Annotated in this window: 19 protein-coding genes and 1 pseudogene; 2 read left to right on the forward strand and 18 right to left on the reverse strand. The window is 63.4% G+C overall.

Translation table 11 applies throughout. The annotated features are described in order from the left end of the window. Window positions 1-133: 133 nt before the first annotated feature. Together RM463_RS06515 and RM463_RS06525 are read left to right on the forward strand one after the other, a co-directional pair. A pseudogene (locus RM463_RS06515) lies at window positions 134-1,581 on the forward strand (MBL fold metallo-hydrolase RNA specificity domain-containing protein). Window positions 1,582-1,641: 60 nt separating this feature from the next. Further along, window positions 1,642-2,052, forward strand: a complete 411-nt coding sequence (locus tag RM463_RS06525; RefSeq protein WP_195687615.1) for an SRPBCC family protein — start codon at window positions 1,642-1,644, stop codon at window positions 2,050-2,052. Between the two features lie 70 nt (window positions 2,053-2,122). On the opposite strand, the gene RM463_RS06530 is transcribed toward RM463_RS06525, so the two are convergent. From RM463_RS06530 to cheA, 18 genes are all read right to left on the reverse strand, one after another. After that, window positions 2,123-2,845: an OmpA family protein gene (locus RM463_RS06530; RefSeq protein WP_311429448.1), complete on the reverse strand. Its 723-nt coding sequence runs from the start codon at window positions 2,843-2,845 to the stop codon at window positions 2,123-2,125. Continuing rightward, window positions 2,817-3,632 (reverse strand): MotA/TolQ/ExbB proton channel family protein, encoded by an 816-nt coding sequence (locus tag RM463_RS06535; RefSeq protein ID WP_311429449.1) that lies wholly within the window; start codon window positions 3,630-3,632, stop codon window positions 2,817-2,819. Before RM463_RS06535 ends, RM463_RS06530 begins: the two co-directional genes overlap by 29 nt. A gap of 55 nt (window positions 3,633-3,687) precedes the next feature. After that, on the reverse strand, window positions 3,688-4,395 hold the full coding sequence (locus RM463_RS06540) for an RNA polymerase sigma factor FliA (protein WP_311429450.1): 708 nt from the start codon (window positions 4,393-4,395) through the stop codon (window positions 3,688-3,690). A 15-nt stretch (window positions 4,396-4,410) separates the two neighbouring features. After that, window positions 4,411-4,818: a flagellar protein FlhE gene (locus tag RM463_RS06545; protein ID WP_311429451.1), complete on the reverse strand. Its 408-nt coding sequence runs from the start codon at window positions 4,816-4,818 to the stop codon at window positions 4,411-4,413. Next, a complete protein-coding gene (locus RM463_RS06550) occupies window positions 4,818-5,177 on the reverse strand; it encodes a hypothetical protein (protein ID WP_311429452.1) in 360 nt (119 codons plus the stop codon). Before RM463_RS06550 ends, RM463_RS06545 begins: the two co-directional genes overlap by 1 nt. 74 nt (window positions 5,178-5,251) lie before the next feature. After that, on the reverse strand, window positions 5,252-7,501 hold the full coding sequence (flhF, locus tag RM463_RS06555) for a flagellar biosynthesis protein FlhF (protein ID WP_311429453.1): 2,250 nt from the start codon (window positions 7,499-7,501) through the stop codon (window positions 5,252-5,254). Next, entirely contained in the window at window positions 7,502-9,583 is a 2,082-nt protein-coding gene (gene flhA / locus RM463_RS06560) for a flagellar biosynthesis protein FlhA (RefSeq protein ID WP_311429454.1), read from the reverse strand. It abuts the gene before it with no gap. Further along, window positions 9,580-10,746 carry a flagellar biosynthesis protein FlhB gene (gene flhB, locus RM463_RS06565; RefSeq protein WP_311429455.1) on the reverse strand — a complete coding sequence of 389 codons (1,167 nt, stop codon included), beginning with the start codon at window positions 10,744-10,746 and terminating at the stop codon, window positions 9,580-9,582. The genes flhA and flhB overlap by 4 nt, the downstream gene beginning before the upstream one ends. Window positions 10,747-10,882: 136 nt before the next feature. Next, the gene (gene cheZ / locus RM463_RS06570) at window positions 10,883-11,569 is read right to left on the reverse strand and encodes a protein phosphatase CheZ (protein WP_311429456.1); all 687 of its coding nucleotides are present in this window, start codon (window positions 11,567-11,569) and stop codon (window positions 10,883-10,885) included. An 82-nt stretch (window positions 11,570-11,651) separates the two neighbouring features. Continuing rightward, window positions 11,652-12,041, reverse strand: a complete 390-nt coding sequence (gene cheY / locus RM463_RS06575) for a chemotaxis response regulator CheY (RefSeq protein WP_311429457.1) — start codon at window positions 12,039-12,041, stop codon at window positions 11,652-11,654. Between the two features lie 55 nt (window positions 12,042-12,096). After that, window positions 12,097-13,833 (reverse strand): methyl-accepting chemotaxis protein, encoded by a 1,737-nt coding sequence (locus tag RM463_RS06580; protein WP_311429458.1) that lies wholly within the window; start codon window positions 13,831-13,833, stop codon window positions 12,097-12,099. A 124-nt stretch (window positions 13,834-13,957) separates the two neighbouring features. Continuing rightward, window positions 13,958-15,019, reverse strand: a complete 1,062-nt coding sequence (locus tag RM463_RS06585) for a chemotaxis response regulator protein-glutamate methylesterase (protein ID WP_311429459.1) — start codon at window positions 15,017-15,019, stop codon at window positions 13,958-13,960. 111 nt (window positions 15,020-15,130) lie between these two features. Further along, a complete protein-coding gene (locus RM463_RS06590) occupies window positions 15,131-16,006 on the reverse strand; it encodes a CheR family methyltransferase (RefSeq protein ID WP_311429460.1) in 876 nt (291 codons plus the stop codon). Further along, window positions 16,003-18,171: a methyl-accepting chemotaxis protein gene (locus RM463_RS06595; RefSeq protein ID WP_311429461.1), complete on the reverse strand. Its 2,169-nt coding sequence runs from the start codon at window positions 18,169-18,171 to the stop codon at window positions 16,003-16,005. The genes RM463_RS06590 and RM463_RS06595 overlap by 4 nt, the downstream gene beginning before the upstream one ends. Before the next feature lie 117 nt (window positions 18,172-18,288). Then, the gene (locus RM463_RS06600; RefSeq protein ID WP_311429462.1) at window positions 18,289-20,028 is read right to left on the reverse strand and encodes a methyl-accepting chemotaxis protein; all 1,740 of its coding nucleotides are present in this window, start codon (window positions 20,026-20,028) and stop codon (window positions 18,289-18,291) included. Continuing rightward, window positions 20,025-21,701, reverse strand: coding sequence for a methyl-accepting chemotaxis protein (locus RM463_RS06605; protein ID WP_311429463.1), 1,677 nt, complete (start codon window positions 21,699-21,701; stop codon window positions 20,025-20,027). The genes RM463_RS06600 and RM463_RS06605 overlap by 4 nt, the downstream gene beginning before the upstream one ends. 18 nt (window positions 21,702-21,719) lie before the next feature. Then, on the reverse strand, window positions 21,720-22,220 hold the full coding sequence (locus tag RM463_RS06610) for a chemotaxis protein CheW (RefSeq protein ID WP_311429464.1): 501 nt from the start codon (window positions 22,218-22,220) through the stop codon (window positions 21,720-21,722). Continuing rightward, window positions 22,217-24,457, reverse strand: coding sequence for a chemotaxis protein CheA (gene cheA, locus RM463_RS06615; protein ID WP_311429465.1), 2,241 nt, complete (start codon window positions 24,455-24,457; stop codon window positions 22,217-22,219). The genes RM463_RS06610 and cheA overlap by 4 nt, the downstream gene beginning before the upstream one ends. Window positions 24,458-24,488: the final 31 nt, after the last annotated feature.

The raw sequence follows: 24,488 nt of genomic DNA on the forward strand, positions 1-24,488 counted from the left end.
GAGCCCCGGCAAGACCCAGCAGGCTGCCGATCCCAGGATCGGCGGCCTGTTCGCGTTGTGCGTTTGTTATGTCGCCGCTTGTTCGCTTGGCTGCCTACACTGTCGTAACGTAACCGGCAGGGAGGCCCACCCCATGAGCGAATTTCTCGATACCTTTCCCTCCATTTCCCACCATGGCGGCGCCAGTGGCGTGACCGGCAGCTGTCATCGCCTGCAGATCAGTAAGGATCGCGCGCTGCTGGTCGACTGCGGCCTGTTCCAGGGCCAGGATGCCGATCACCTCGACAGCTTCGAGCAGCTCAGGGTGAGCTTCCCCGTCGAGGATCTGCTGGCGCTGGTGGTGACCCATGTGCATATCGACCATATCGGCCGGCTGCCCTATCTGCTGGCTGCGGGGTACTCGGGGCCGATCCTCTGTTCTATGCCCACCGCCAGGTTGCTGCCGCTGGTGATCGAAGATGCGTTGAAGATCGGCTTCACCCGCGATCGCGCATTGATCGAGCGCTTCCTGGGCGAGGTGGAGGAGCGGCTAGTGCCGCTGGGCTACCGCGAGTGGCACACCCTGGTGGACGATGCTCGCCATCGGGTGCGGGTCAAGCTGCAGCGCGCGGGGCATATCCTCGGCTCCAGCTATGTGGAGGTGGATCTGCTCGACCGTAAGAGCAGTGTTGTTCAAAATACGCTTGGCCAGCGCATTATATTCTCCGGCGATCTGGGCGCGCCCTATGCGCCGCCGCTGCCGGCGCCGCGGTCGCCCCGGGGTTGCGATGCCCTGGTGCTGGAGAGCACCTATGGCGATAGGCGTCACGAGGATCGCCGCCAGCGTCGCGGCAGGCTCAAGGCGGCCATCGACCGGGCCCTTGCCAACGGTGGCACGGTGGTGATCCCGGCCTTCAGCATCGGTCGCACCCAGGAGCTGCTCTACGAGATGGAGACGCTGATCCACCGGGCCGACAGTCGGCGCTGGCGGGAGCTGGAGATCATCGTCGATTCGCCTCTGGCCGCGCGCTTCACCGAGGTCTATCGCGAGCTCAGGCCCTGGTGGGACGCCGAGGCCCACGCTAGGCTGCGCGCCGTCGGCATCCGCTCAGCTTAGAGAACTTTTATACCGTTAGCTCGCATGAGGAACACGAGCGTACGGTGGCCTATCTGGCCGATAGCCACCGGCCGGCGGTGGTGATTGCGGCCAGCGGCATGGTCAGTGGCGGGCGGGTGGTGAATTACCTCAAGCGCATGCTGGGTGATCCGCGCCACTGCGTGCTGTTTACCGGCTACCAGGGCGCCGGCACGCCGGGCCGCGATATCCAGCGCTATGGGCCCCGGGGTGGCTGGGTGGCGCTCGATGGCGAGCGCATCGATATTCGCGCCCGTGTGGAGACGGTCTCCGGCTACTCGGCCCATGCCGATGCCCGGGATCTTCTGAACTTCGTGCGGCGCATGCGTCGCCCGCCGCGCCATATTCGGCTGGTGCATGGCGAGCGCCACGCCCAGCAGGCGCTGCGTGACTCGCTGCTGGCCTGGGCGGCGGAGGCGGGCCATGAGCTGGAGGTGACATTGGGCGTGGATTTCCAAAACCCCTGAGGGAGCTGCGATACTCGAGGCCTTCGTTGATTCGTCGAACCGTGTAGCAGGGAGCATGCCATGGCCACCATCGAGCACAGTGCGATTCTCGCGGCAGCGCCGGAGCGGGTCTTCGCGCTGCTGGAGCGCGTCGAGGACTTCGCCGACTACTCCGATCTGATCCACAGCATCGAACCGCTGGGCGATGACCGCTTCCGCTGGCATGTACATGCGGTGGGGCGCGACTGGCACTTCGATGTGGCGATCACCGAGCGGCGCGCGCCGGAGGCGCTGGCCTGGGAGTCGCTGGATGGGGTGGAGAACCGGGGGCGCTATCGCCTGCGCCCGGTCGAGGGGGGCACCGAGGTCAGCCTGACCCTGACCTATACGCTGCGCAGCAAGCTGCTGGAGAGGGCGGTGAACAAGGCCGCCACGCCGCTGGTCAACCGCGTGAGCCGGCAGATTCTGGAGCGGGTGGAGCAGCGGCTGTGAGCCGTTGCCGAATGGTGCCGCTGGCAATTCCGTCTTGTGGTGGGGGGATTGTGTCTGAGGACTCGCGCCGTCACCCCTTGAGCGGCTGCTTGATAAGAAGCTCCACTCGACGGTTGGCGGCCCTGCCCGCGGCGTTGTCATTGCTTTCCAGGGGCTGGGTGTCGGCATAGCCGATGGCACGCAATCGGTCTTTCGAAACCCCCTGGGTGGCCAGGTAGCGCAGCACGGAAATGGCGCGTCCCGCGGAGAGTTCCCAGTTGGACGGGAAGCGGGCCGTGTTGATCGGCAGGTTATCGGTATGGCCGACCACCGAAATGCTGCCATCGACGCTGCTCAGCGTCTCGACCAGGCCATCGAGTACGTCCTCTCCGCGAGGGGCCAGGGCGGCTTGGCCACTGGCAAAGAGCAGGTTATTGTCAATGCGCAGGGTAATGCCCTCCTCGCCTTCCACGACACTGATGCCTTCCGTCTCCAGCCCCTTGAAGCGCGGCTGCAGCCCGCTGTGCCGGGGTAGCAATCCTGCTGGCTGAGGCGTGCCGTCGGACATGACGGCCATGACTGCACTCCGTGCGACAGGCGCGATGCTGCCTGGGGCGTTCACGGCACTCCGACTCTCCCGACTGCCCTGGCCATGTTCTGTCATGGCAAGCAGCAGAACGAACAGGGTAATCAGCAGGGTCAGCACATCCAGATAGCTCATCAGCCAGCTCTCCGCATCACTATCCCGCTGGGGGAGAGGGGATAGGGCGTCATGGGGGTGGCGCTCAAGCATCTGCAGAGGCCTCGTTGCCATGTCGGCCAGGGCGCTCCGGGTCACGTATCTCGTCGTGGTAGTTGGCGACGAAGGAGTGGAGGGTCTCTTCGATAAAGGAGGGCAGCCGACGCTTGGTGATCATGGAGATCCCCTCCAGCACCATGTTCATGGCGATCAGGCGCTCTTCGGTACGCCGCTCAAGCTTGACGGCAATGGGCTTGAAGACAAGGTTCGCCAGGAGAATGCCATAGAAGGTGGTTAACAGGGCAACCGCCATGCGCGGCCCGATGACATGCAGGTCGCCTGCCTCCATGACCTCGAGCATATTCACCAGGCCGACCAGGGTGCCAATCATGCCGAAGGCCGGGGCATAGGTCGCCATGGTGCGAAAGATCTGTGCCTCGGCATGTTCACGCGCCTTGAGCCGGGCAATACGCCAGCGCAGGAGGTCGTGGATCTCCTCCTCCTTGGTATTGGCAATGACCAGCTGAATGCCGTTGCGAAGGAAGGGGTTGCGCGTCTCCTCCAGGGCATTCTCCACGGCACGCACATCGCCTTTCAGCCAGAGTCGCGACAGATAGACCAGCTCCTCGATATCGTCGCGGATATAGGTGTTCTCGCGCCGGAAGACAATGCCCACCAGGCGCACGACCCTGAGCACCTCCTTCAGGGGGTAGCTGATAAAGGTGGCCGCCATGGTGCCCGCGATGACGATGCCAAGCCCGGGAAGATTGATAAAGCTTTGCGGAGACTCGGCGGTGAAGAACAGGACGCTGGCAAGGAGTACGCAGCTTGCCAGGATGCCGATCAGCGTCGATGGATTCATAAACCATTGGCTCCGGGGTTGGTAGGGCAGGGGAAAGGGAGAACAGCATACCCAATCAGCGCGTTTCGGCCAGCCGAGTGCGCAATCGGCTCACCGCCTGACTATGTAGCTGGCAGACCCGGGACTCCGTGACACCCAGCACGGCCCCGATCTCCTTGAGGTTGAGCTCCTCCTGGTAATAAAGCGCCATCAGCAGCTTTTCGCGTTCCGGCAAGGCCTCGATCGCTTCCACCAGGCGCCCGCGCTGCTCCTGGTCGAGCAGCTGGGCGAAGGGGGTGGCCTGGCTGTCTTCCGCGGGCAGCCGTCCCTCGCCCCCTTCCTCCATCAGCTCCTCGAACGGCAGCAGCTGACCGTTGTTCGTATCGTTCAGTAGCCGCCGGTACTCCTCCAGCGAGATATCCAGTGCCTGGGCGATCTCGGTCTCTTCCGGCGGGCGGCCATAACGCTGCTCGAGCCGGTGAATCGCCGCATCCATGGCCCGAGCACCACGCCTCACGCTGCGTGGCAACCAGTCCCGCGAGCGCAGCTCATCGAGCATGGCACCACGGATGCGCTGGTTGGCAAAGGTGGCGAAGCTGGCCCCCTGGCCGGTCTTGTAGCGCTGCAGTGCCTCAAGCAGACCGACGGTGCCGGCCTGGATCATGTCATCCAGGTCGATGCTGGCAGGCAATCTTACCCGAAGTGCCAGCGCCTGGCGGCGCACCAGGGGCAAGTACTGCTCGATCAGCTGCGTCTGGTCGATCTTTCCATGTGCTGTATACATTGCTATGCCTCGCAGCTAACCCTCACGATAGTTGACGATGACCTGCAGGCCTCGTGTCTGGACCGCGGGACCCGGGGTCGTCAGACGAAAATCGAACCGCAGTGGCAGGCCGGCGCTCAGGCCGGCCAGCTCCTCGGTGCTCCCGCGCTCCCCATGCAGTGGTAGGCATCGATGCGGGTGGCAGAGCCGAACCGCTACCCGCTGGCGTGCCGTATGGGGGAGTGAGTATCGCCATGTCACGCTGGTGATCTCGCGGTTGCCGGCTACCGGAGAGGGAGGGGCCAGGGGGCTGGAGTGTACCGCCACATTGGCCAGGGCAACCCTGGGACCGGTATCGCTCGCCACCCAGCTACCGGCTCCCAGGCTGGGAAGGGAGAGCAGCGCCAGGCCGGTCGTGAACAGCGACAGGAGAAGACGGTACATCATTTCGCAAATACCAGCAGATCGATCTCCAGACGGCTGGCGGCCACCTGGCGAAGGTTCTCGATGAGTCCGCGACGAGGCACATCGGGGTGGTGTACGGCCAGCAGGCGCCTGGGGCCACCCTGTTGGCGCAGGGCGGTGAGCGTCGCCAGGCCACGGCGAAAGGCTTCGGCATCACGGTCGACCCACAGTGCCCAGCGGGGTTGCTCGGTGGCCAGTGTCGCCAGGTGGGCGCTGTGCGGTGATACCGGCACCAGGCGCCAGCCATCCGGATCACTCAGCCAGCGGTAGCCCTGGTGGTGCCACTGCTTGAGCAGGGCCCGCACCGTGTCGAGACAGCCCTGCGGCCCCACCACCATTAGCGTGGTCCGGGCCGATGCCGCGGGACGAGACCTGCTGGCCGCCCTGCTACGCAGTCCTGCCGCCTGGTCCATTAGGCCGCACCCCCGCCGGTCTGGAGTTGGCGAATCGCGTCACGCGTGGCGAATAGCTGCAGCAGCGCCTGGAGCAGGGCGGTGTCACGGCGCCGGCGGCGACCTCCCTGCAGTTCGAGCAGCTCGGCGCGCAGGTCCATGGCCTCCTCATCCTCGGCATGCTCCAGGTGAGTCGTCACGGCTGCGATGCCGGCGGCCAATGCCAGGGTCAGCTCGGGGCGTGTGGTGGGTGGCAGCCACTCCTTCAGCGTCGACATGGCCTGGCGCGTCAAGGGTTCGAGGCTTTCGCCCTGCAGTGCGGCCAGCAGCGGCCGAGTCTCGACGGGTCGTATGGAGGAGGTCAGCCAGTAACGCTTGCCGAGCAGGCGGCCACTCTCTTCGTCATGCAGCACCATATGCCATGCCTGGCAGTGGGGGGCTGCCCGGTCGGAGAGGTGTTTGGCGAGCAAGGAGACCGGCAGCCTCGAGAGTGACGCCTTGACCGCCTTTCCGCGCAGGCGAGCGGTCAGTTGTCCGTCAGGCTCGGCCAGCGCGGCCAGCCGTGAGAGGGCAAGAGGCTCCCCCTGGTGAACGACTCGCGCTGCCGGTTGAGCGCGGGCAAGCCAGCGGATATCGCGCCGCTCGAGCTGCTCGCGTAGCGTGGCGCTGGGTAGCGTCGGGAACAGCTGAAACAACGGTGACTCATCATCGCAGCGTGTCATGGCGGCCTGCAGACGCTCGCTCTCATCCGTGGGCTGGTGATGCTGCAGCAGAACTGGCAGACGGGGAAGGCCCATGGCGTCGAGGAGCATGTCGGGCAGGCGCCAGTCGCTGCTGCGCGCGGGCCGGCGTGGGGCCCAGAGCAGACCGGCGGCGGGTGGCGTGTGTGCGGGAGGCTTCAGCAGAGCCGGTAGCGCCTCATGCTGGCGCTCGGCCGAAGCGGCACTCAGGTCCCAGGCGCTCTCGAGCGCACTGAACCCTGGCAGGCGATGGCGCAGCCGCGTCAGGCACAAGGTGATACGGCGGCCTTGCCCCAGCAGCTGGCCGCCACTGGATGCCGGCCCCGGGGATGGCGCAGGCGGTTCTACCGAGAGTGGTGAACGGGTGGATAGCGCACGGGCCGCCAGTGACGATGCGTCGGGCAGGGTCAGGTCCTCGGGTACCCGCTGACCGCAGGAGACGAAGGAGAGGGTCAGGCCGTGACGGATGATGGTTTCAAGCGCCGGCGCCAGGCGGCATGCCTCGTCCTGCTTGGTGAGCAGGCAGCGCTCGATCCGGGCGTTGGCGGAGCCGGCGGCATCGCGGTAGCGCCGGACCACCTCGTCGAGGGTCTCCGGCTGGCTGGCGGCATTGAGCAGCAGCACCATCTTGACCGTGACCCGACCACCCTGAAGCTGAGCAATCTGCTCGACCACCCGCTGATCGCGCTGGCTCATGCCAACGGTATCGATGATCACCCAGCGGCGTCCCAGCAGGCGGGGTGCCAGGAAATCCACCGGCTGCTGGGGGTCCAGTGCCACCATCGGAATGCCGAGCAGTTCGGCATAGATCCTCAGCTGCTCGTGAGCGCCGATACGAAAGCTGTCGGTGGTGACCAGTGCGACACGCTCGGCACCGTGGCGCTCCACATAGCGTGCGGCAAGCTTGGCCGTGGTCGTGGTCTTGCCGACCCCGGTGGGGCCGACCAGGGCGGTGATGCCGGGGGGGTCAAAGAATGCCTCCCCGTCTTCAGCGACACTCAGCTGGTTGGCCAGCTGTCGCTGCAGCCAGGCCAGGGGGCGCTCGTCATCCGGCGAGGAGCGATCAAGCTCGCGGGGCAGGCCGGTGACGACCCGCCGTGTAAAGGCAGGGCTGAAGCCGGCTTCGCACAGGATGCGTCGCAGGCGCCCGGCGCAGTCGGTCTCGGGGTGGCGGCGCGCCTGTTCTCGGGCCAGCAGGGCGCGCATGTCCTGCATCTCGCTGAGCAGTCGCTCGCTCATGGCCTGCAGGTCGGGCGCCTCCCTTCCGGAGGTGGCAGGGTGGGAGGCGGAGGAGCCGGACTCCGGGGGCTCATGACGATCTCCGCGCGCGAGCGGCTCGACCGCTGGAGTGGCGGGGGCAGGAGCAGGGGAGGCGGCCAGGTGATTGACGGCATCATCGGCCATGGCCAGGATCTCCACCCCATTGTCGGTGGGGCGGTTGGCCAGGATCAGGGCGTCGTCGCCGAGTGCTTCACGCACCTGGCGCATCGCCTCGCGACTGTTGACTCCAGTGAAGCGCATGACGCCCATTTAGCGTCCTCCAACCAGGGTGGTGACACGTAGAGTGCGATCATCGGGAATTTCGGCCTGAGACAGCACCGCCAGATGGCGCAGGCGGCGTCTCAGGAAGCGTGACAGCAGGGCACGCAGGTTGTGCTGCACGACCAGCACCGGCGGTTCGCCACTGCTCTCGTGGCGCTCGAGTGCCTGCTGGGCCTGGGTCATCAGGGTCTCGGCCAGGCCGGGTTCGAGGGCGCCGTTGCCATTCATGGCCTGGCTCAGCACCTGCTCGAGCTGGCCATCCAGGCCGATGACATTGAGCTGCTCCTGGCCACCGAACCACTGTTGGGTGATGGCGCGGCCCAGCGCGATGCGCACCAGTGCCGTCAGCTCGTTGGCATCCTGCTGCTGAGGGGCGTGTTCGGCGAGGGTATCCAGGATAGTGCGCAGGTCACGGATGGCGACCTCCTCCTCCAGGAGGTTCTGCAGGATGCGCTGGAATACCGTCAAGCTGATCACCTTGGGTATCACATCCTCGACCAGCGCCTTGTTCTCCTCCCCGAGCTTGTCGAGCAGCTTCTGCACCTCGGCACGCCCCAGCATTTCAGCGGCATGTCGCTGCATCAGATGGTTGAGGTGGGTCGCGATCACCGTGCTGGCGTCCACCACGGTGTAGCCGAACACCTGAGCATGTTCACGCTGGTCGCTGTCGACCCAGACGGCGGGAAGGCCGAAGGCCGGCTCTCGGGTCGGGGTACCCTTCAGCTCGCCCGTCACCTGGCCTGGATCGATGGCCAGCCACTGCCCGGGATAGGCATCGGCGTGGCCGATCTCCGCGCCCTTGAGGCTCAGGCTATAGCTGTTGGGACTCAGTTCCAGGTTATCGCGAATATGGACTACCGGCGGCAGGAAACCCATTTCCTGGGCGAACTTCTTGCGCACGCTCCTGATCCGCCCGAGCAGCTCGCCCTGCTGCCGGGCATCGACCAGCGGAATCAGGCGGTGACCGACCTCGAGCCCCAGGGTATCGACCATCTGTACATCATCCCAGCTCGCCTCCGGCGCCTCCTGCACCGGCGCGGGTGCGGCAGAGATCTCTTCTTCGACCAGCTTGCGTTCGCGCTCACGCATCAGCCACCAGGCCAACCCGCCCAGCAGGGCGGTGAAGATCAGGAACACCAGGTTGGGCATGCCGGGCACCAGGCCGAGAAGCCCCATGACCCCGGCCGCCAGAATCATGACCTGAGGGTTGACGAACAGCTGGCTGATCATCTGCTGGCCGACATCCTGGTCGGTGGTCACGCGGGATACCGTGACACCCGCGGCGGTCGAGATCACCAGGGCCGGTATCTGGGCGACCAGCCCATCACCGATGGTCAGCAGCACATAGGTGCGCGCGGCGGCCTCGAAGGCCATATCGTGTTGCAGCATGCCGATCAGCAGGCCGCCGATGATGTTGACCACCATGATGACCAGGCCGGCCATGGCATCACCGCGCACAAACTTGCTGGCACCATCCATGGAACCGTAGAAGTCCGCCTCCTGGGACACCTCACTGCGGCGCTTCCTGGCATCTTCCTCGCCGATCAGGCCGGCGTTGAGGTCGGCATCGATGGCCATCTGCTTGCCGGGCATGGCGTCCAGCATGAAGCGGGCGCCCACCTCGGCGATCCTGCCGGCCCCCTTGGTGATGACCATGAAGTTGATGACCACCAGTATCAGGAAGACCACCAGGCCGACGGCAAAGTTGCCGCCCACCAGAAACTGACCGAAGGCCTCGATCACCTTGCCGGCGGCATCCCCCCCGGCATGACCCTCCATCAGTACGACACGGGTGGAGGCGACGTTCAGCGACAGGCGCAGCAGGGTGGTAAACAGCAGCACCGCCGGAAAGGCGGCAAAGTCCAGCGGCTTCTGGGTAAACATGCTCACCAGCAGCACCATCACCGCCAGGGCGATATTGAAGGTGAACAGCAGGTCCAGCACGAAGGGGGGCAGTGGCAGGATCATCATCGACAGAATCATGATGATCAAGACGGGGCCGGCGAGGACCTTCATCGGGACCCTGGCCATCCAGTCCTGCTGCCCCAGATAGTGGCTCAAGCCCCTCATGGACGTGCCTCGTCGTTCTCGCCATTGGGTGCCGCGACATCGAGCTCATCGGGCACCGGCAGGTCATGGGGGAGAGGTGGGGGCTCACCGCCCTCCTGCCGCGCGCGGCTGAGGCCGAAGGCCCAGGCCATGACTTCCGCCACGGCAGAGTAGAGTGACATCGGCACTTCCTGGTCGAGATCGACATGATGATAGAGGGCACGCGCCAGCGGTGGGGCCTCCAGGCGTGGGATGGCATGCTCATCACCCAGCTCGCGAATCCGGGCGGCCACGGCGTCGGCCCCCTTGGCAATGACCCGGGGTGCCTGCATGCCCTGCTCACGGTAGATCAGCGCCACGGCATAGTGGGTCGGGTTGGTGATAATCACGTCGGCCTCCGGTACCTTGCTCATCATCCGCCCGCGCGCCATGGCTTGCTGCTGCTGACGTATTCGCGCCTTGACCTGGGGATCGCCCTCGGACTCCTTGTGCTCGCGTTTCACCTCGTCCTTGCTCATGCGCATCTTCTTGGCGTGGCTCCAGATCTGGTAGGGCACGTCGATCAGGATAACGACCAGTAGTGTCAGCACCATCAGGCCACTGGCCTGGGCGGCCATCCATAGCGCCTGGGCCAGGGCCTGACGCACTGGCTGGTCCATCAGGTCCATGAAGGCACCACGGTTCAGGTAGAGAAAGGCGACCCCTACGCTGCCCACCAGCAGGGACTTGGCGATCGCCTTGGCCAGCTCCACCAGCGCCTGTACTCCGAAGATACGCTTCAACCCCTTGAAGGGGTTGAGCTTGCCAAGCTGAGGCTTGAGCGACTTGGCGGAAATCAGCCAGCCTCCGAGCAGGGCGGGTGCTACCAGGGCGATCACGGTCAGCAAGAGAAACAGCGGCAGCATGGCATAGAGCGTACGACTGCCGAGGTTCAGCGCATTGATCAGCATCGGCGTGGTCTCCATGGCCTGGCGACGCTCGAACAAGAACGCCTGCTCCATCACCATGCCGAGCTGACCATAGAGCATCTCGCCCATGCTCCACAGACCGACCACGCCACCGAGCAGCAGCATAAACGTCGCCAACTCCCGGGATCGAGCGACCTGGCCCTCCTCGCGTGCCTTTTCCAGGCGTCGCGGCGTGGCCTCTTCGGTCTTTTCCTGATCGCTATCCTGGTCAGCCATGGTCGATTACCGGGCACGCGTATGCACCCTGGCCATTGTGACGCCGGCAGGAAAGGGGTGATGCGTTAAAAAGGGCCGGTAATCGGGGTCTTATCGGCGACACGCGGCCCAATTCATCGATCGGCGGGGGGAGGCGTCAGAAGCCCAGTTGATCCAGCAGGTCATCCACCTGATCCTGGCCGGTAACGATATCCTCGTTATCCGGCTTGACCTGGGGGCCGTTGAGCAGCCCCTCTCCACGGCGTCGATCATCGGACTCCCACTGGTCACTGGCCTTCTTCTGCAGGTCGTCGCGTGCCTGGCCGCTGGGCACGGCGTCGATCAGGACCTGTACAAGCTGGTGCTCGATCTCGCGGATCACGTCCATCATCTTCTTGATCACCTGGCCGGTCAGGTCCTGGAAGTCCTGGGCCATCATGATATCGAGCAGCTCCTGATGGGTAGCCTGGGTCTTGTCGGGAACCGTTGCCAGGTAGCGGCGAGTGTCCGTGACCAGTGCCTTCGCCTCCTCCAGCTCCTTGGGTTCGGCGAACCACTCAGCCCAGCGGCTATCGAGAGACTTCGCTTCCTCGCTCAGGCTGTCCTGCAGCGGCTGCGCCCGGTCGATGGCGTTCAGTGCACGGTCGGCGGCCTGCTCGGTCATGCTGGCGACATAGCTAAGCCGATCGCGAGCGTCGGGGATCGCTTCGGCGGCACGCTCGATCTCCTTGTCGAGACCGAGCTCGCGCATGCTCTCGCGCAGCATTCGGGTCAGATGCCCGATGCGCTGAACCAGGTCATCGCTGTGAGCGGCCTGGTTTCCCTGGGGAAGATCGTTACTCATGCCTCATCTCCTCGCCGCAGGGCACAGGGCCCCACGACGGCCGTTGTTACATGCCAAGTTGCAAGCCAAGTTATATATCAAGTTACATGCCAAGTTTTTCGAAGATCTTGTTGAGCTTCTCTTCCAGGGTGGCCGAGGTGAAGGGCTTCACCACATAGCCATTGGCACCCGCCTGGGCGGCAGCGATGATATTTTCCTTCTTGGCTTCGGCCGTGACCATCAGCACGGGCAGCTCCTTCAGTGAGTCATCGGCACGAATCTGCTTGAGCATCTCCAGGCCATCCATGTTGGGCATGTTCCAGTCCGATACCACGAACTCGAAGCCACCGGACTTCAGCTTGTTCAGGGCGTCCTGACCATCTTCGGCCTCTTCAACATTGGTGAAGCCCAGTTCCCTGAGCAGGCTGCGCACGATCCGGCGCATGGTCGGGAAGTCATCCACTACCAGGATGCTCATGTTCTTGTCTGCCATCGGTTATCCTCATGTCGTGTCATGGCAAGTTGCTTCGGCATGGCTGCCGAGCTGTTCAGAATTCTTCCCACTCCGCCGCGGCAGGCGTCTCCCGGCGAAGAGAGGTCTGGGTCGTCTGGAGTGAACGGGAGCCTGCCGCATGCCGCCCGTCGGTGATGACGGCCGCATCACGGGGAGTGCCCTGATCGGTGGGCCCTGGGAATGCTGCTGGCATTGATGATCCAGAGGAGGCCGGCCGTGTCAGGTGGAAGACCGCGACGGCTCTCTCGAGGCGGCTCGCCTGCTCCTCGAGAGAAGCGGCCGCGGCCGCGGCCTCCTGGACCAGCGAGGCGTTCTGCTGTGTCACCTGGTCCATCTGGCCGACGGCCTGGCTGACCTGCTCGATGCCGTCGCTCTGTTCCTGAGAGGCTGCCGAGATCTCATCCATGATGTCGGTGACACGGCGAACGGACTCGACCACTTCCTGCATGGTCGTGCCGGCCTGCTCCACCAGGCTGGAGCCCTGGGTGACCTGACCGACGGAACTGTCGATCAGGGCTTTTATCTCCCTGGCAGCGTCGGCGCTACGACTGGCCAGTTGGCGGACTTCGCTGGCGACAACCGCAAATCCACGCCCATGCTCGCCGGCTCTAGCCGCCTCTACCGAGGCATTGAGAGCCAGGATATTGGTCTGGAAAGCGATGGAGTCGATCACCCCGGTGATATCGGCAATTTTCCTTGAGCTGCCCGAGATGCCGTGCATGGTGCTCACAACCTGCTGGACGACATCACCACCGCGTTCGGCAGTGTTGGAGGCATCCAGTGCCAGGCGGCTCGCCTGCCGGGCATTGTCGGCGTTCTGTTTCACGGTGGCGGTAATCTGCTCCATGCTCGAGGCCGTCTCCTCCAGAGAGGCGGCCTGCTGCTCGGTGCGTGAGGAGAGGTCGGCATTACCGCTGACGATCTCCCGGGTGCCCAGGTGAATCGAGGCGCTGCTGTCACGGACATCACCGACGATGCGGATCAGGCTTTGCTGCATATCACGCATGGCTGCAAACAACTTGCCGATTTCGTTGCGGCCATGGTCTTGAATCTCCTGAGTCAGGTCCGCCTTGGCGATACCTTCCAGGGTCGCGATTGCATGGTTCAGTGGGCGAATAACCACACCGCGCAGGCCGAGATAGATCAGAGCAGAAAGCAAGGCGATGATCGCGAGGACGCTAGCGCCCAGTGTCGCGTAAAACTCGGTAATACGGTTGTACTCGGCCTGTAGCTTGCTGCCGCGATCATCGGCGTAGTGCACGAAGTCGGTCAGTGCAGCCTCCTGCGCCTTGGCCGGCTCGACCATCTGTACGCGAAGCACACTGAAGGCACTGGAGTTCAACTGGTCCAAGGCCTGGTGCTGTTGACGTGCGAGGTCAAGCATCTCGGTGAAGGTGGCCTCGATTTTTGCTCCCAGCTCAGAGCCTTCCTCGGTTCTTGGCACCGCCGCAAAAGCCTCGAAACGCTCTTCGGCTCTGCCGATTTGATCCAGGGCAGAGGCGAGACGGTTGTCGGCTTCGCCACGGCGCCCCAGCATGAAGTGGTTGGAAGCGGTTTCGAGATCCAGGAGCGCCCCGGTGAGCAGGGCATCGGCACGATTGATTTCGTTAAGCTGGCGGATATTGATCTGATCCAGTGTGGCCATGGTGTCGCTGGCCTGTTTGCTGGCAAGGAAGCCCATGCCAGCAACGGCGAGGACGGCCAGCATCAGGCAGGCCAGGACCCCAACCATGATGGTGTGGAGGCTGATGTTACGCGTCAAACGTGTCATGTCGAGCTCCTGCGTCGTTGTTGTGGTGCCGTTGTTATGGTGCCGTTGTTATGGTGCTGTTGTTATGGCGTCGCTGCCGTGTCCCCACGGCCCGGAGAGTAAGGCTTGTCGATAGAGTTGAAGGCTAGACACGCTGCGCGCGGCCCGAGGCGGTGACCAGGGAGAGCAGTCGCGGGGCGATCTCCATCAAAGGAAGGACTTCGCTGGCGGCACCCAGGGCGATCCCCTCCCGTGGCATGCCGAAGACCACGCAGCTTTCCTCATCCTGGGCAATGGTCGGGGCACCGGAATCGCGCATTTCCAGCAGACCCTGAGCGCCATCCTTGCCCATGCCGGTCAGTAGCACGCCGACGGCATTGCGCCCGGCCTGGGTGGCAGCCGAGTGGAACAGCACATCCACGGATGGGCGGTGGCGGTTGACCGGTGGGCCATCGTCCAGTCTCGCCACGTAGTTGGCACCGCTACGGGCAAGCTTGAGGTGGGCATCCCCCGGAGCGATGTAGGCGTGGCCGGGAAGAATCCGTTCGCCGTCGCTGGCCTCCTTGACGCGGATCTGGCACAGGCGATCGAGGCGGTCGGCAAATGAGCGCGTAAAACCACCTGGCATATGCTGGGTGATCACGATGGCCGGACTGTTGGCTGGAAGGGGCTCGAGTACCTGGCGGATCGCCTCGGTGCCGCCGGTGGAGGCACCGATAATGATCAGCTTTTCACTGGAGATAAGCGGGGCCTTGAGGCGCTCGGGAGAGGGCGCGTTATGTCGACGCGCGGGATAAGGGCGAGACCGAGCGGCGGCACGGATCTTCTCGGCGATTTCATTGGCATACTCCAGCATGCCACTGCGAATACCCAGGGAAGGCTTGGCCACAAAGTCGAGGGCGCCCAGCTCCAGAGCGCGTAGGGTCACTTCGGAACCGGCCTGGGTCAGTGACGAGACCATCAGGACCGGCATGGGGCGCAGGCGCATCAGCCGCTCGAGAAAATCCAGCCCATCCATGCGTGGCATTTCAACATCGAGTGTCAGAACGTCGGGGTTGTGGCGCTTTACCAGATCACGAGCCACGATCGGGTCGGGGGCTACCGCGACCACTTCCATATCCGGCTGGCTGTTGATGATCTCTGTAAGCAGGTCGCGTATCAGCGCCGAGTCATCGACACACAGCACCTTGATTTTACGGGCGCTCAAGTGATTATCTCCTGTGGTTCTGACAGAGCAGTCTCTCCGGCAGGGGGTGCCGAAGATGTCGGCAGCAGGCGCCAGAACTTTAGCCTCTGTCCGAAAACTGGCTGCGCTTGGCTAGTTGCGGCGCAGGTAGACCGTCTGGCCGCGTAACTGGAAACGGTCGGTAATGTAAGAGAAGTTCTCGGAGTGGCCGGCAAACAGCAGACCATCGGGCTTGAGCAGTGGGGCGAAGCGCTCGAGGATACGCGTCTGAGTTGGCTTGTCGAAGTAGATCATGATGTTGCGACAAAAGATGGCATCGAATGACCCTTGTACTGGCCAGCGGGGCGAGAGCAGGTTCAATGGCTGGAAATCGACCATCGATGCCACCTCGGGGCGGACCCGTGCCAGCCCCTGCTGAGGGCCTCGGCCACGCTGAAAGAAGCGTTTGATGCGTACCTCCTCCAGCTTGCTCACCTGCTCCAGCGGATAGACACCGGCTCTGGCCTTGGCCAGGGCGTCGGTATCGATATCAGTGGCAATGACCTCTGCGCGTTGGCTCGCCTGCTGGCCGAGGGTCTCCAGCAGGGTCATGGCGATGGAGTAAGGCTCCTCGCCGGTCGATGCAGCGGCACTCCAGACCCGTAGGCGGCCTGGGCGGTCACGCATATGGTCGGCCAGCAGCGGAAAGTGGTGCGCTTCACGAAAGAAGGCGGTCAGATTGGTGGTCAGGGCGTTGGTGAAGGCTTCCCACTCCCTGGCATCTGGCTGTCGCTCAAGCCTGGTCAGGTAGTCACTGAAGCGGATCAGCCCATAGTGGCGCAGTCGCTTGGCGAGACGGCTGTAGACCATCTCACGCTTGTGCTCGGCCAATACGATCCCGGCGCGCTGGTAGATGAGCTGGCGGATTTTCGTGAAATCCGCCTCCGTCAGCTGCAGATCACGTTCGAGCCTGCTGTCTGCCCAGCCGGGCCCGGAGCCCGGCGGGGTGACATCATTTGGTGCGCTCAAAACTCCTCCCACTCCTCGACTCTATCTGACGATGGCGCCAGGCCAGTGGCGCCATCGCTTTGCGACGTTGTCGCTCTGGTAGCAGGGGCAGGAGTCACGGCTGCCTGTTGACGATTCCGCGTTGGAGCCTGCTCCATGCCACTTCCGTTCAACCGAAAGGCGGCAATGGCATTGGCCAACATGACGGACTGGTGTTCCAGATCACCGGCGGCCCGCGCGGAGCTCTGGACGCGGGCAGCATTCTGCTGGGTCACCTGATCCATCTCGGCCACGGCCGAGTTGATCTGGGTGATGCCATGGCTCTGCTCTTCGGAGGCGGCGGTGATCTCGCCGAGGATATCGTTGACTCGAGCCGAGGCCTCCATGACCTTGGTAATGGCCGCTTCGGCCTCATGGATCAGCGTCGCTCCCTTATCGATCTGCTGGGCCGAGCCATCGATCAACTGGCGAATCTCACTGGCCGCATCGGCGGAGCGGCTGGCCAGGTTACGAACCTCCTGTGCCACCACGGCAAAGCCTCTTCCCTGCTCCCCGGCTCGTGCGGCTTCCACCGAGGCATTCAGGGCCAGGATGTTGGTCTGGAAGGCGATGGAGTCGATGACATCGATGATCTCGGTCATCCTGCGCGCGCCAGCGGTGATCTCATCCATGGTCGACACGGCACGCTGCATCAGCTCCCCAGATGCCCCCGACTCGTTGGCATTTTCCTCGGCCAGGCCGCTTGCCTGGCGAGCATTGTCGGAGTTGTGCTGCACCGTGGTGGTCATCTCCTCCATGCTGGAAGCCGTCTGCTGTAGAGAAGCCGCCTGCTGTTCGGTGCGCGCTGACAAGTCCTCGTTGCCCCGCGCGATATCGTGGGCAGCCGGGGTGACGATAGCGATACCGCCATTGACGTCATTAACGATGCTGCCGAGGCTCTTGCGCATGATATCGAGTGCATCCACCAGCTGACCGAGCTCGTCACGGCGGTGGGCGGGAGGGTCTGCCATCAGGTTGCCCGAAGCGATCTGCAGCGTGAAGGCGCGAGACTCGCGTATGGGCCGCATCACGGCACGTAGCGTCATTCCGGCGATCAAAACGAGCAGCAGCACCCCGACACCCAGCAGGGTGGCCAGCGCCATAAGCATCTGCCGTTGACCCTCGCGCGCCTGCTGGGCAAGCACCCCGGCATTATCCTGCTTGTCGGCGATCAGCGCATTGATACTGTCGGCGAGGGCCTCACCTTGCGCCTGCATGGTCTCGATGTGTTCAGGGAGGTTGCTGAAGATATCGAAGTTGTCTTCGCTATGTAGCAGCGAGATCGCGTATCCGAGGCCATCCTGGCGGTAAGCGGTCAATTCATTATCGAAGGTATCGGCAGTGCCGTCCTGGTTGGTGTCACGGGCACGGAACTCAGACCAGAGTCGTTCGAGCCTCTCATCGATGTCGGTCAGCTGGTCAGCATGCTCGAGCTTTTTTTCAACCAGCTCGAAACGATCACTGCGGGAAAGCATCTGGTGGGCCTGAGTCGTCAACTGGTCGATCTGCTGGAGGCGGGCGACATCCTGCAGGCCATCGCGATCCAGGGTGCGCAGACGGTCTCCCGAGACTTGCAGGCCGTAAAGCCCCAGAACACTGCTGGCGACAAGCAGTAGCCCCGCGACGAGTACCATGGTGACAATGCGAGCACGCAGGCTGGTGAGGCTGGCGCCAGCCAGCCAGCCGCTCAGGCCACGGCGCTTGAGTTGCCCCTTGTCCAACTTGAGTCCGCGACTATTGCCTTCGCGGATGCGGGTATAGGCGGCTTCCGCGTGCTCCACATCCTTGCGTGAGGGCTTGACTCGCACGGAGACGAAGCCCTTGACTTCGCCTCCCTCGATGATCGGCGAGACGTTGGCCTCGACCCAGTAGTGATCACCGTCCCTGCGACGATTCTTGACCAGGCCCTTCCAGCTTTGGCCTTGCTTCAGGGTGTCCCAGAGATTCTGGAACGCCATTTCGGGCATGTCGGGGTGGCGCACGATATTGTGGGGTGCACCTATCAGCTCGTCGTGGCTGAAACCGCTGACTTCGATGAATGCCGGGTTGGCGTAGGTAATTCTTCCCTTGAGGTCGGTACGTGAAATAAGGAAATGATCGTCATCGAGCAGGTACTCCTGCTGGGTGACCGGCTGATTATTACGCATGCTGTTCCCCTACAAAGCGTTTGTCGATGTGATTGTTCTGAAATGACTGTTCTGAAATGATTGGTTTTAATGCGGCTGTTTTAATGTGATGACGGTGTCATGGAGCACTTTTCGAGCCTAGAAAGACTCCCACTCGTCATCGTGATCGTTATTGCGCCGCTGGCTCTGCTGCTGCCGGGTAGGCGGTGATGCCGATGATGGCTGGCGGTCGGCAAGCGACGGCATCCATCGCGAGAGTTCGTCGCCCGACATGTCGTTACCGGTGTGGCCGGCACCGGCTCCTGTCGAGCTCTCGAGCCGGAAGCGATTGACCGCGGCCTTCAAGCGACTGGCTTCGGCCTCCAGCTGATTGGCGGCACTGGCGGCACTCTGCACCAGACCGGCGTTCTGCTGCGTCACCTGATCCATCTGGGTGACGGCCTCATTGACCTGGCCGATGCCACTGCTCTGTTCGCTCGAGGCAGAGGCGATTTCATCCATGATGTCGCTGACGCGCTGCACCGAGGTGACGATGTCCTCCATGGTCTTGCCGGCCTGGTCGGCGCGGGTGGTGCCACGTTCGACCTGACTCGCCGAAGCCTCGATCAGGCCGCGGATCTCATGCGCGGCATCGCCAGAGCGTTTGGCGAGGTTTCCGACCTCCTGGGCCACCACGGCAAAGCCTTTGCCATGTTCACCGGCACGAGCCGCCTCGACGGAGGCATTGAGTGCCAGGATATTGGTCTGAAAGGCGATGCTGTCGATGGTCCCGATGATCGTGGCAATGCGCTGGGAACTCTGGCTGATATCATGCATAGTGCTGACCACCTCGTTGACGACGCTGCCTCCCTGCCGTGCCGTCTGGGTGGCATTCGCGGCCAGCTGGCTGGCCTGGCCGGCATTGTCGGCGTTCTGGGTCACGGTAGAGGAGAGCTGCTCCATGCTCGAGGCGGTCTCCTGCAGGGAGGAGGCCTGCTGCTCGGTGCGTGCGGAAAGGTCGTTGTTGCCGTGTGCAATGCTCTGAGTCCCCAGGTAGATGGCGTTACTGCTGTCACGAACGGTCGAGACGGTGTCGGCGAGACCTTGCTGCATGGCGGACATGGCGGCGTAGAGCCGACCGATCTCGTTGTTGCCGAGCTTCGGAATGCGTTGCGCCAGGTTGCCCTGCTGCATCCTCTCGAAGTAGCCCACCAGCTCGCTCAGCGGACGGATAACATTGGCGGTCACTCCCCATAGCACGACCACGACGCTGCCAGCGGCGACCACCAGGCCGACAATCATCAACCACTCAAGCATGTCGACCAGGTCAGTAAAGTCAGCGTAGAGGCTCGCACCACTGCGTTCGGCATCGACGAAGAAGTCGACCGCAGCGTTGTAGAAGGTCTCGGTAAGTTGCTCGACGTCGGGAGCCAGGGCCTGAAATCGCTCGACATCTCCTTCGGTCAGCGCCTGCTGTTGGGCCCGGAGTCCGTTATCCAGCAGGCGGATGAAGCTCGCCTGCATGGCGTCGATCATGGCCTCCCGTTTATCACCTCCCGGTAGTGCCAGAAACGCCTGAAAGCTGGACTCAATCCTGGATAGTTGGCTCTCCAGCGCCTCGGCCTGGTCCTGAACGGCCTCGCGCTCCTGGGGCACATCGCTGTCCAGCAGGCGCGCCTGCAGATCACGAAGCGCGAGCTGGGTGAGGAGCATCTGGGTATTGGTGCGGTTGAGGGCAGCCTGCTGGTCGACATTGACCTCGTTTAGGGTCTGCAGCACCGTTTCGCTGTGGCGTGCGGCATACAGGCCCAGTCCCCCCAGCGTGATAACCAGTACTGAGAACAGTGCCAGTACCAGGCTCCAGCTGAGGCGAACCGTCATGTTATCGAGTCGTTTCACGTTCTCATCCCTAATTCGTCAGTGGGTGGCGGTGGCGGCATGTCGTGCGCCCCTGGGGTCTGCAGCAGCGGCTGGCTCAGTATTCCGCGCGGCCGGGTGGCGTCATGACGCCCCGGTTCGGTCTGACGAGTACTCAGCTGGAAGTGGGCTACCTGATTGCGTAGGCGCTGGGACTGGTGGGTCAGTCGCTGCGAGGCTTGGGTGTGCTCTTGCACCAGGCCGGCGTTCTGTTGGGTCATCTGGTCCATCTGGGTGACGGCCTGATTGACCTGCTCGATACCCTGGGACTGCTCTTCGGAGGCGGCGGAGATCTCGCCGATCAGGGTGGTCAGCTGCTGGATGTCGCGCACCATGCCGGAGATGATCTCGCCGCTCTCCTCCACCAGCTGGGTGCCATCGGTCACCTTGGCATCCGCCCCCTCGATCAGCGTCTTGATCTCGCCGGCGGCCTCGGAGCTGCGGCTGGCGAGCTTGCGTACCTCCTCGGCAACCACGGCAAATCCACGACCATGCTCGCCGGCTCGAGCGGCTTCGACCGACGCATTGAGTGCCAGAATATTGGTCTGGAAGGCGATGGAGTCGATGGTGTCGATGATGCCTGACATCCGGGAGGCGCTGTCGTTGATCTCGTTCATCGACCCGGCGACACGCCCCATGGCAGCATGGCCGCGCTCGGCGTTGCCGGTGGTTTCCTGCGCCAGAGTGCTGGCCTTGCCGGCATGTTCCGCATTCTGACGGACCGTGGCGGTGAGCTGTTCCATGCTCGATGCTGTCTCGGCCAGGGAGGCGGCCTGCTGTTCCGTGCGGGTGGCAAGCTCGTCATTGCCGGCCCCGATCTCCTCGACCACGCTATTGACCTCATCGGTACCATGGTGGATATGACCGATGGTCTCGTCGAGGCGGCGGCGCATCCGTTCGATATCGAACAGCAGGCTCGTCTGGTCATCCTTGCGGAGCTTGACCTGACGATCGAGGTTGCCCTCGGCAATACGCCTGACCACCTCGGCTGCATAGCTGGGGTCGCCGCCCAGGCGGTGGGTAACGCTGCGGATCACCAGTCCCATCAGCAGCGAGAGCGGTATACCGACCCCGAGCAGGGCCAGCAGACTCTGGGTCAGCCCGGCGATAAAGGCGGCGTCGATGTCGTCGATATAGACCCCGGTGCCCACATACCAGCCCCAGGGCTCGAAGAGGGTGTTGAGCGAGGACTTTTCTGCCAGGGCGTCCTCTACCGAGGCATGCGCCCAGAGATAATCCACGACGCCGTCGTCGGTGCGCACGTCCTCGACGAATTCACGGAACAGGTAGCGGCCCTCCTCGTTCTGGAAGTCACGTACCGAGGTGCCGACCGGCAGGCGGGGGTGGGCGAGCAGCTCGTAATCGCCGTTGAAGATGTAGATGTAGCCGCGTCCCTCGTCATAGGTCATCTCGCGCACCGCATCGGCGGCGCGCGTCCGGGCTTCACTCAGTGGCAATTCGCCGGAGTCGGCACGCTGAGCGTGGTCCTTTACCAGGTTGACCGCCATATCGACGTAATCGCCCAGGGCGTTGCGCCGCTCTTCGAGCATTGTCTGACGATTGTCCCAGGCGCCCCAGATTACCAGGCAGATCATGCCGACCCAGATAATGCCCAGTGATCCCCATAGCTTCTTTGTCATTGTGAGTTGTCGCATGTGTGCTCCGGCTCCGTCTTACTCGCTGGCTTGTTCCACCAGGGCCATTTCGTCGCTGGTCAGCAGCTTGTCGATATCCACCAGCACCAGCATGCGGTCCTCCAGGCTACCCAGCCCGCTTAGGAAGTCCGAGGAGAGGGTGACACCGAACTCGGGCGCCGGCTTGATTTGATCCGGCGTCAGGGTCATGACGTCGGAGACACCGTCGACCACGATACCGACCACGCGGTCGGCGACATTGACCACGATCACCACCGTCTGGCCGCCATATTCGACCTTGTCGAGGCGGAACTTGATACGCAGGTCGACGATGGGCACGATCACGCCACGCAGGTTGGTGACGCCCTTGATGAACTCCGGGGCGTTGGCGATGCGGGTGACATTCTCGTAGCCGCGGATCTCCTGCACCTTGAGGATATCGATGGCGTACTCCTCCTCGCCTAGCGAGAACACCAGGAACTCGCGGCTCTGGGCCTCCAGGGTGGCGGCATCGAGGCCAGGATTGCTGAGGTTGCTCATGAGGCTTCTCCTTCGGTTTGGAGACGACGCTCCGGATCGTGATAGAGGTCGTGCTTGTGGTCGGAACGTTGCTGGTGCCGCGCCTCCTTCTTGGCGCGATTGAGACGATGCAGGCCGGGGATATCGAGGATCAGGGCGACACTGCCATCACCCAGGATGGTGGCGGCGGAGACACCGGGTACCTTGCGGTAGTTGGTCTCGAGGTTCTTGACCACCACCTGCTGCTGACCGATCAGGTCATCCACCAGCAGGGCATAGCGGCGTCCCTCGCCCTGCACGATCACCGCGATGGTCTCGTTGAACTCGGTCTTGGCGTCGGCGACATCCAGCGCCTCGTGAACCGCCACCACCGGCAGGTATTCGTCACGCACCTTGAGCACCACATCGTCACCCGCCATGGGGTAGAGGTCCGCGGAGGATGGCTGCAGCGACTCGAGCACGGTGGCGAGCGGCAGTATGAAGACCTCCTCGCCCACCTTGATCGTCATGCCGTCGAGGATCGCCAGGGTCAGTGGCAGCACGATGCGGATGGTGGTGCCTTGGCCGGGGGATGACATGATCTGCACCTGGCCGCCCATGCCTTGAATATTGCGCTTGACGACATCCATGCCCACACCGCGACCGGAGACGTCGGTGACCGCCTTGGCGGTGGAGAAGCCAGGGGCGAAGATCAGTTGCCACACCTCATCGTCACTCATGGTGTCGGAGACCGGCAGGCCGTTCTGACGGGCCTTGTCCAGTAGCCTGTCGCGGTCCAGGCCGGCACCGTCATCACACACCTCGATGATGATATTGCCGCCCTGATGACGGGCCGACAGGGTCAGCTTGCCGATGCGGGGCTTGCCGTTTGCCTCGCGCGCCTCCGGTGGCTCGATGCCGTGGTCCAGGCTGTTGCGCACCAGATGGTTGAGCGGGTCGATGATGCGTTCGGTCAGGCTCTTGTCGAGCTCGGTGGACTCGCCTTCGGTGACCAGCTCGATCTCCTTGCCGAGCTTGGCCGAGGTCTCGCGGACGACCCGGGGGAAGCGGCTGAAGACGAAGTCCATGGGGATCATGCGCACCGACATCACCGCTTCCTGCAGGTCCCGCGCATTGCGCTGCAGCAGGTTCATGCCGTTGAGCAGATTGCTGTTGCTCATGCCGTCCATCTCGCTGACGGTCTGGTCGAGCATCGACTGAGTGATGATCAACTCGCCGACCAGGTTGATGATCTGATCGACCTTGTCGACTGACACGCGGATCGAACTGGACTCGGTGCTTTTCCCCTTGTTCGATCTCGCGTTACCTCGCTTGGGCGAGCCGGCCTTGGCGGGAGGCTGGGACTTGGCTTCGGCGGGTGAGGCGGCATCTGACATGTCGTCCTGCGGTGCCTCATCGCCGGCTGCCCCATCTTCGAGAGTGGTATCGGCAGCCTCAGGGGCAGCGGAGGAGGGTGGAGGCGTCGCCTCTTCACCGTCGTCGAGGCGGATCTGCACCTGCTCTGGCTCGGCGATAAAGCACATGACCGCCTCGATATCGTCTGGAGTCACTGCGGTGGTCAGGACGATCTCATAGCATTGCGGGTTGCCCTGCTGACTCTGGACGTCACCCAGCTGCTCGAGCTCTTCGACCAGGAGAGCGCGGTCCCGGTCATTGACACCGAGCAGGCTCACCACCAGCTGCTGTTCACCCGTGGCAGGCCGAGTCGCCTCATGCGCTGCGTCGGCGGGGCCAGGCTCTGTCTCTGCCTTTATGTCTGCCTCTGTTTCTCCCCCCACCTCTGTCTGCTTTGATTCTGGGGGGGTATCCGATTGGGAAGATGCCGCTTCGTCAGGCAGGGGGAGGGCCTCTGCGCCCTCGAGCCCCTGGCCGATCTCCTCCAACGCCAGCCGTTGCAGTGTCTGGCAAATGCGGGCGAAGGCCTCCTGGTCAGGCTCCTCGCCGTTACGGTAGGCGTCGAGCTGGTCGTTCAACATATCCTTGGTTTCCAGAAAATTGTCGATAATGTCGCGGCGCAGCGTCATTTCACCGCGGCGAGCATGGTCGAGCAGGTTCTCGAACAGATGGGTGGTTTTTTGCAGGATGTCGAAACCGAAGGTGCCTGCGCCGCCCTTGATGGAGTGGGCCGCACGGAAGATGGCATTCAGCTGCTCGGCATCCGGCTCCTCGACATCCAGCTCGAGGAGATGACGCTCCATGTCGGCGAGCAGCTCTTCTGCCTCTTCGAAAAACGTGTCATAGAAATCGGTGATATCCATGCGCAAACCCTTGCCCTGAAAGTGTGGTGCC

This window comes from Halomonas sp. LES1, from assembly GCF_031846005.1.
Taxonomy (GTDB): Bacteria; Pseudomonadota; Gammaproteobacteria; order Pseudomonadales; family Halomonadaceae; genus Halomonas.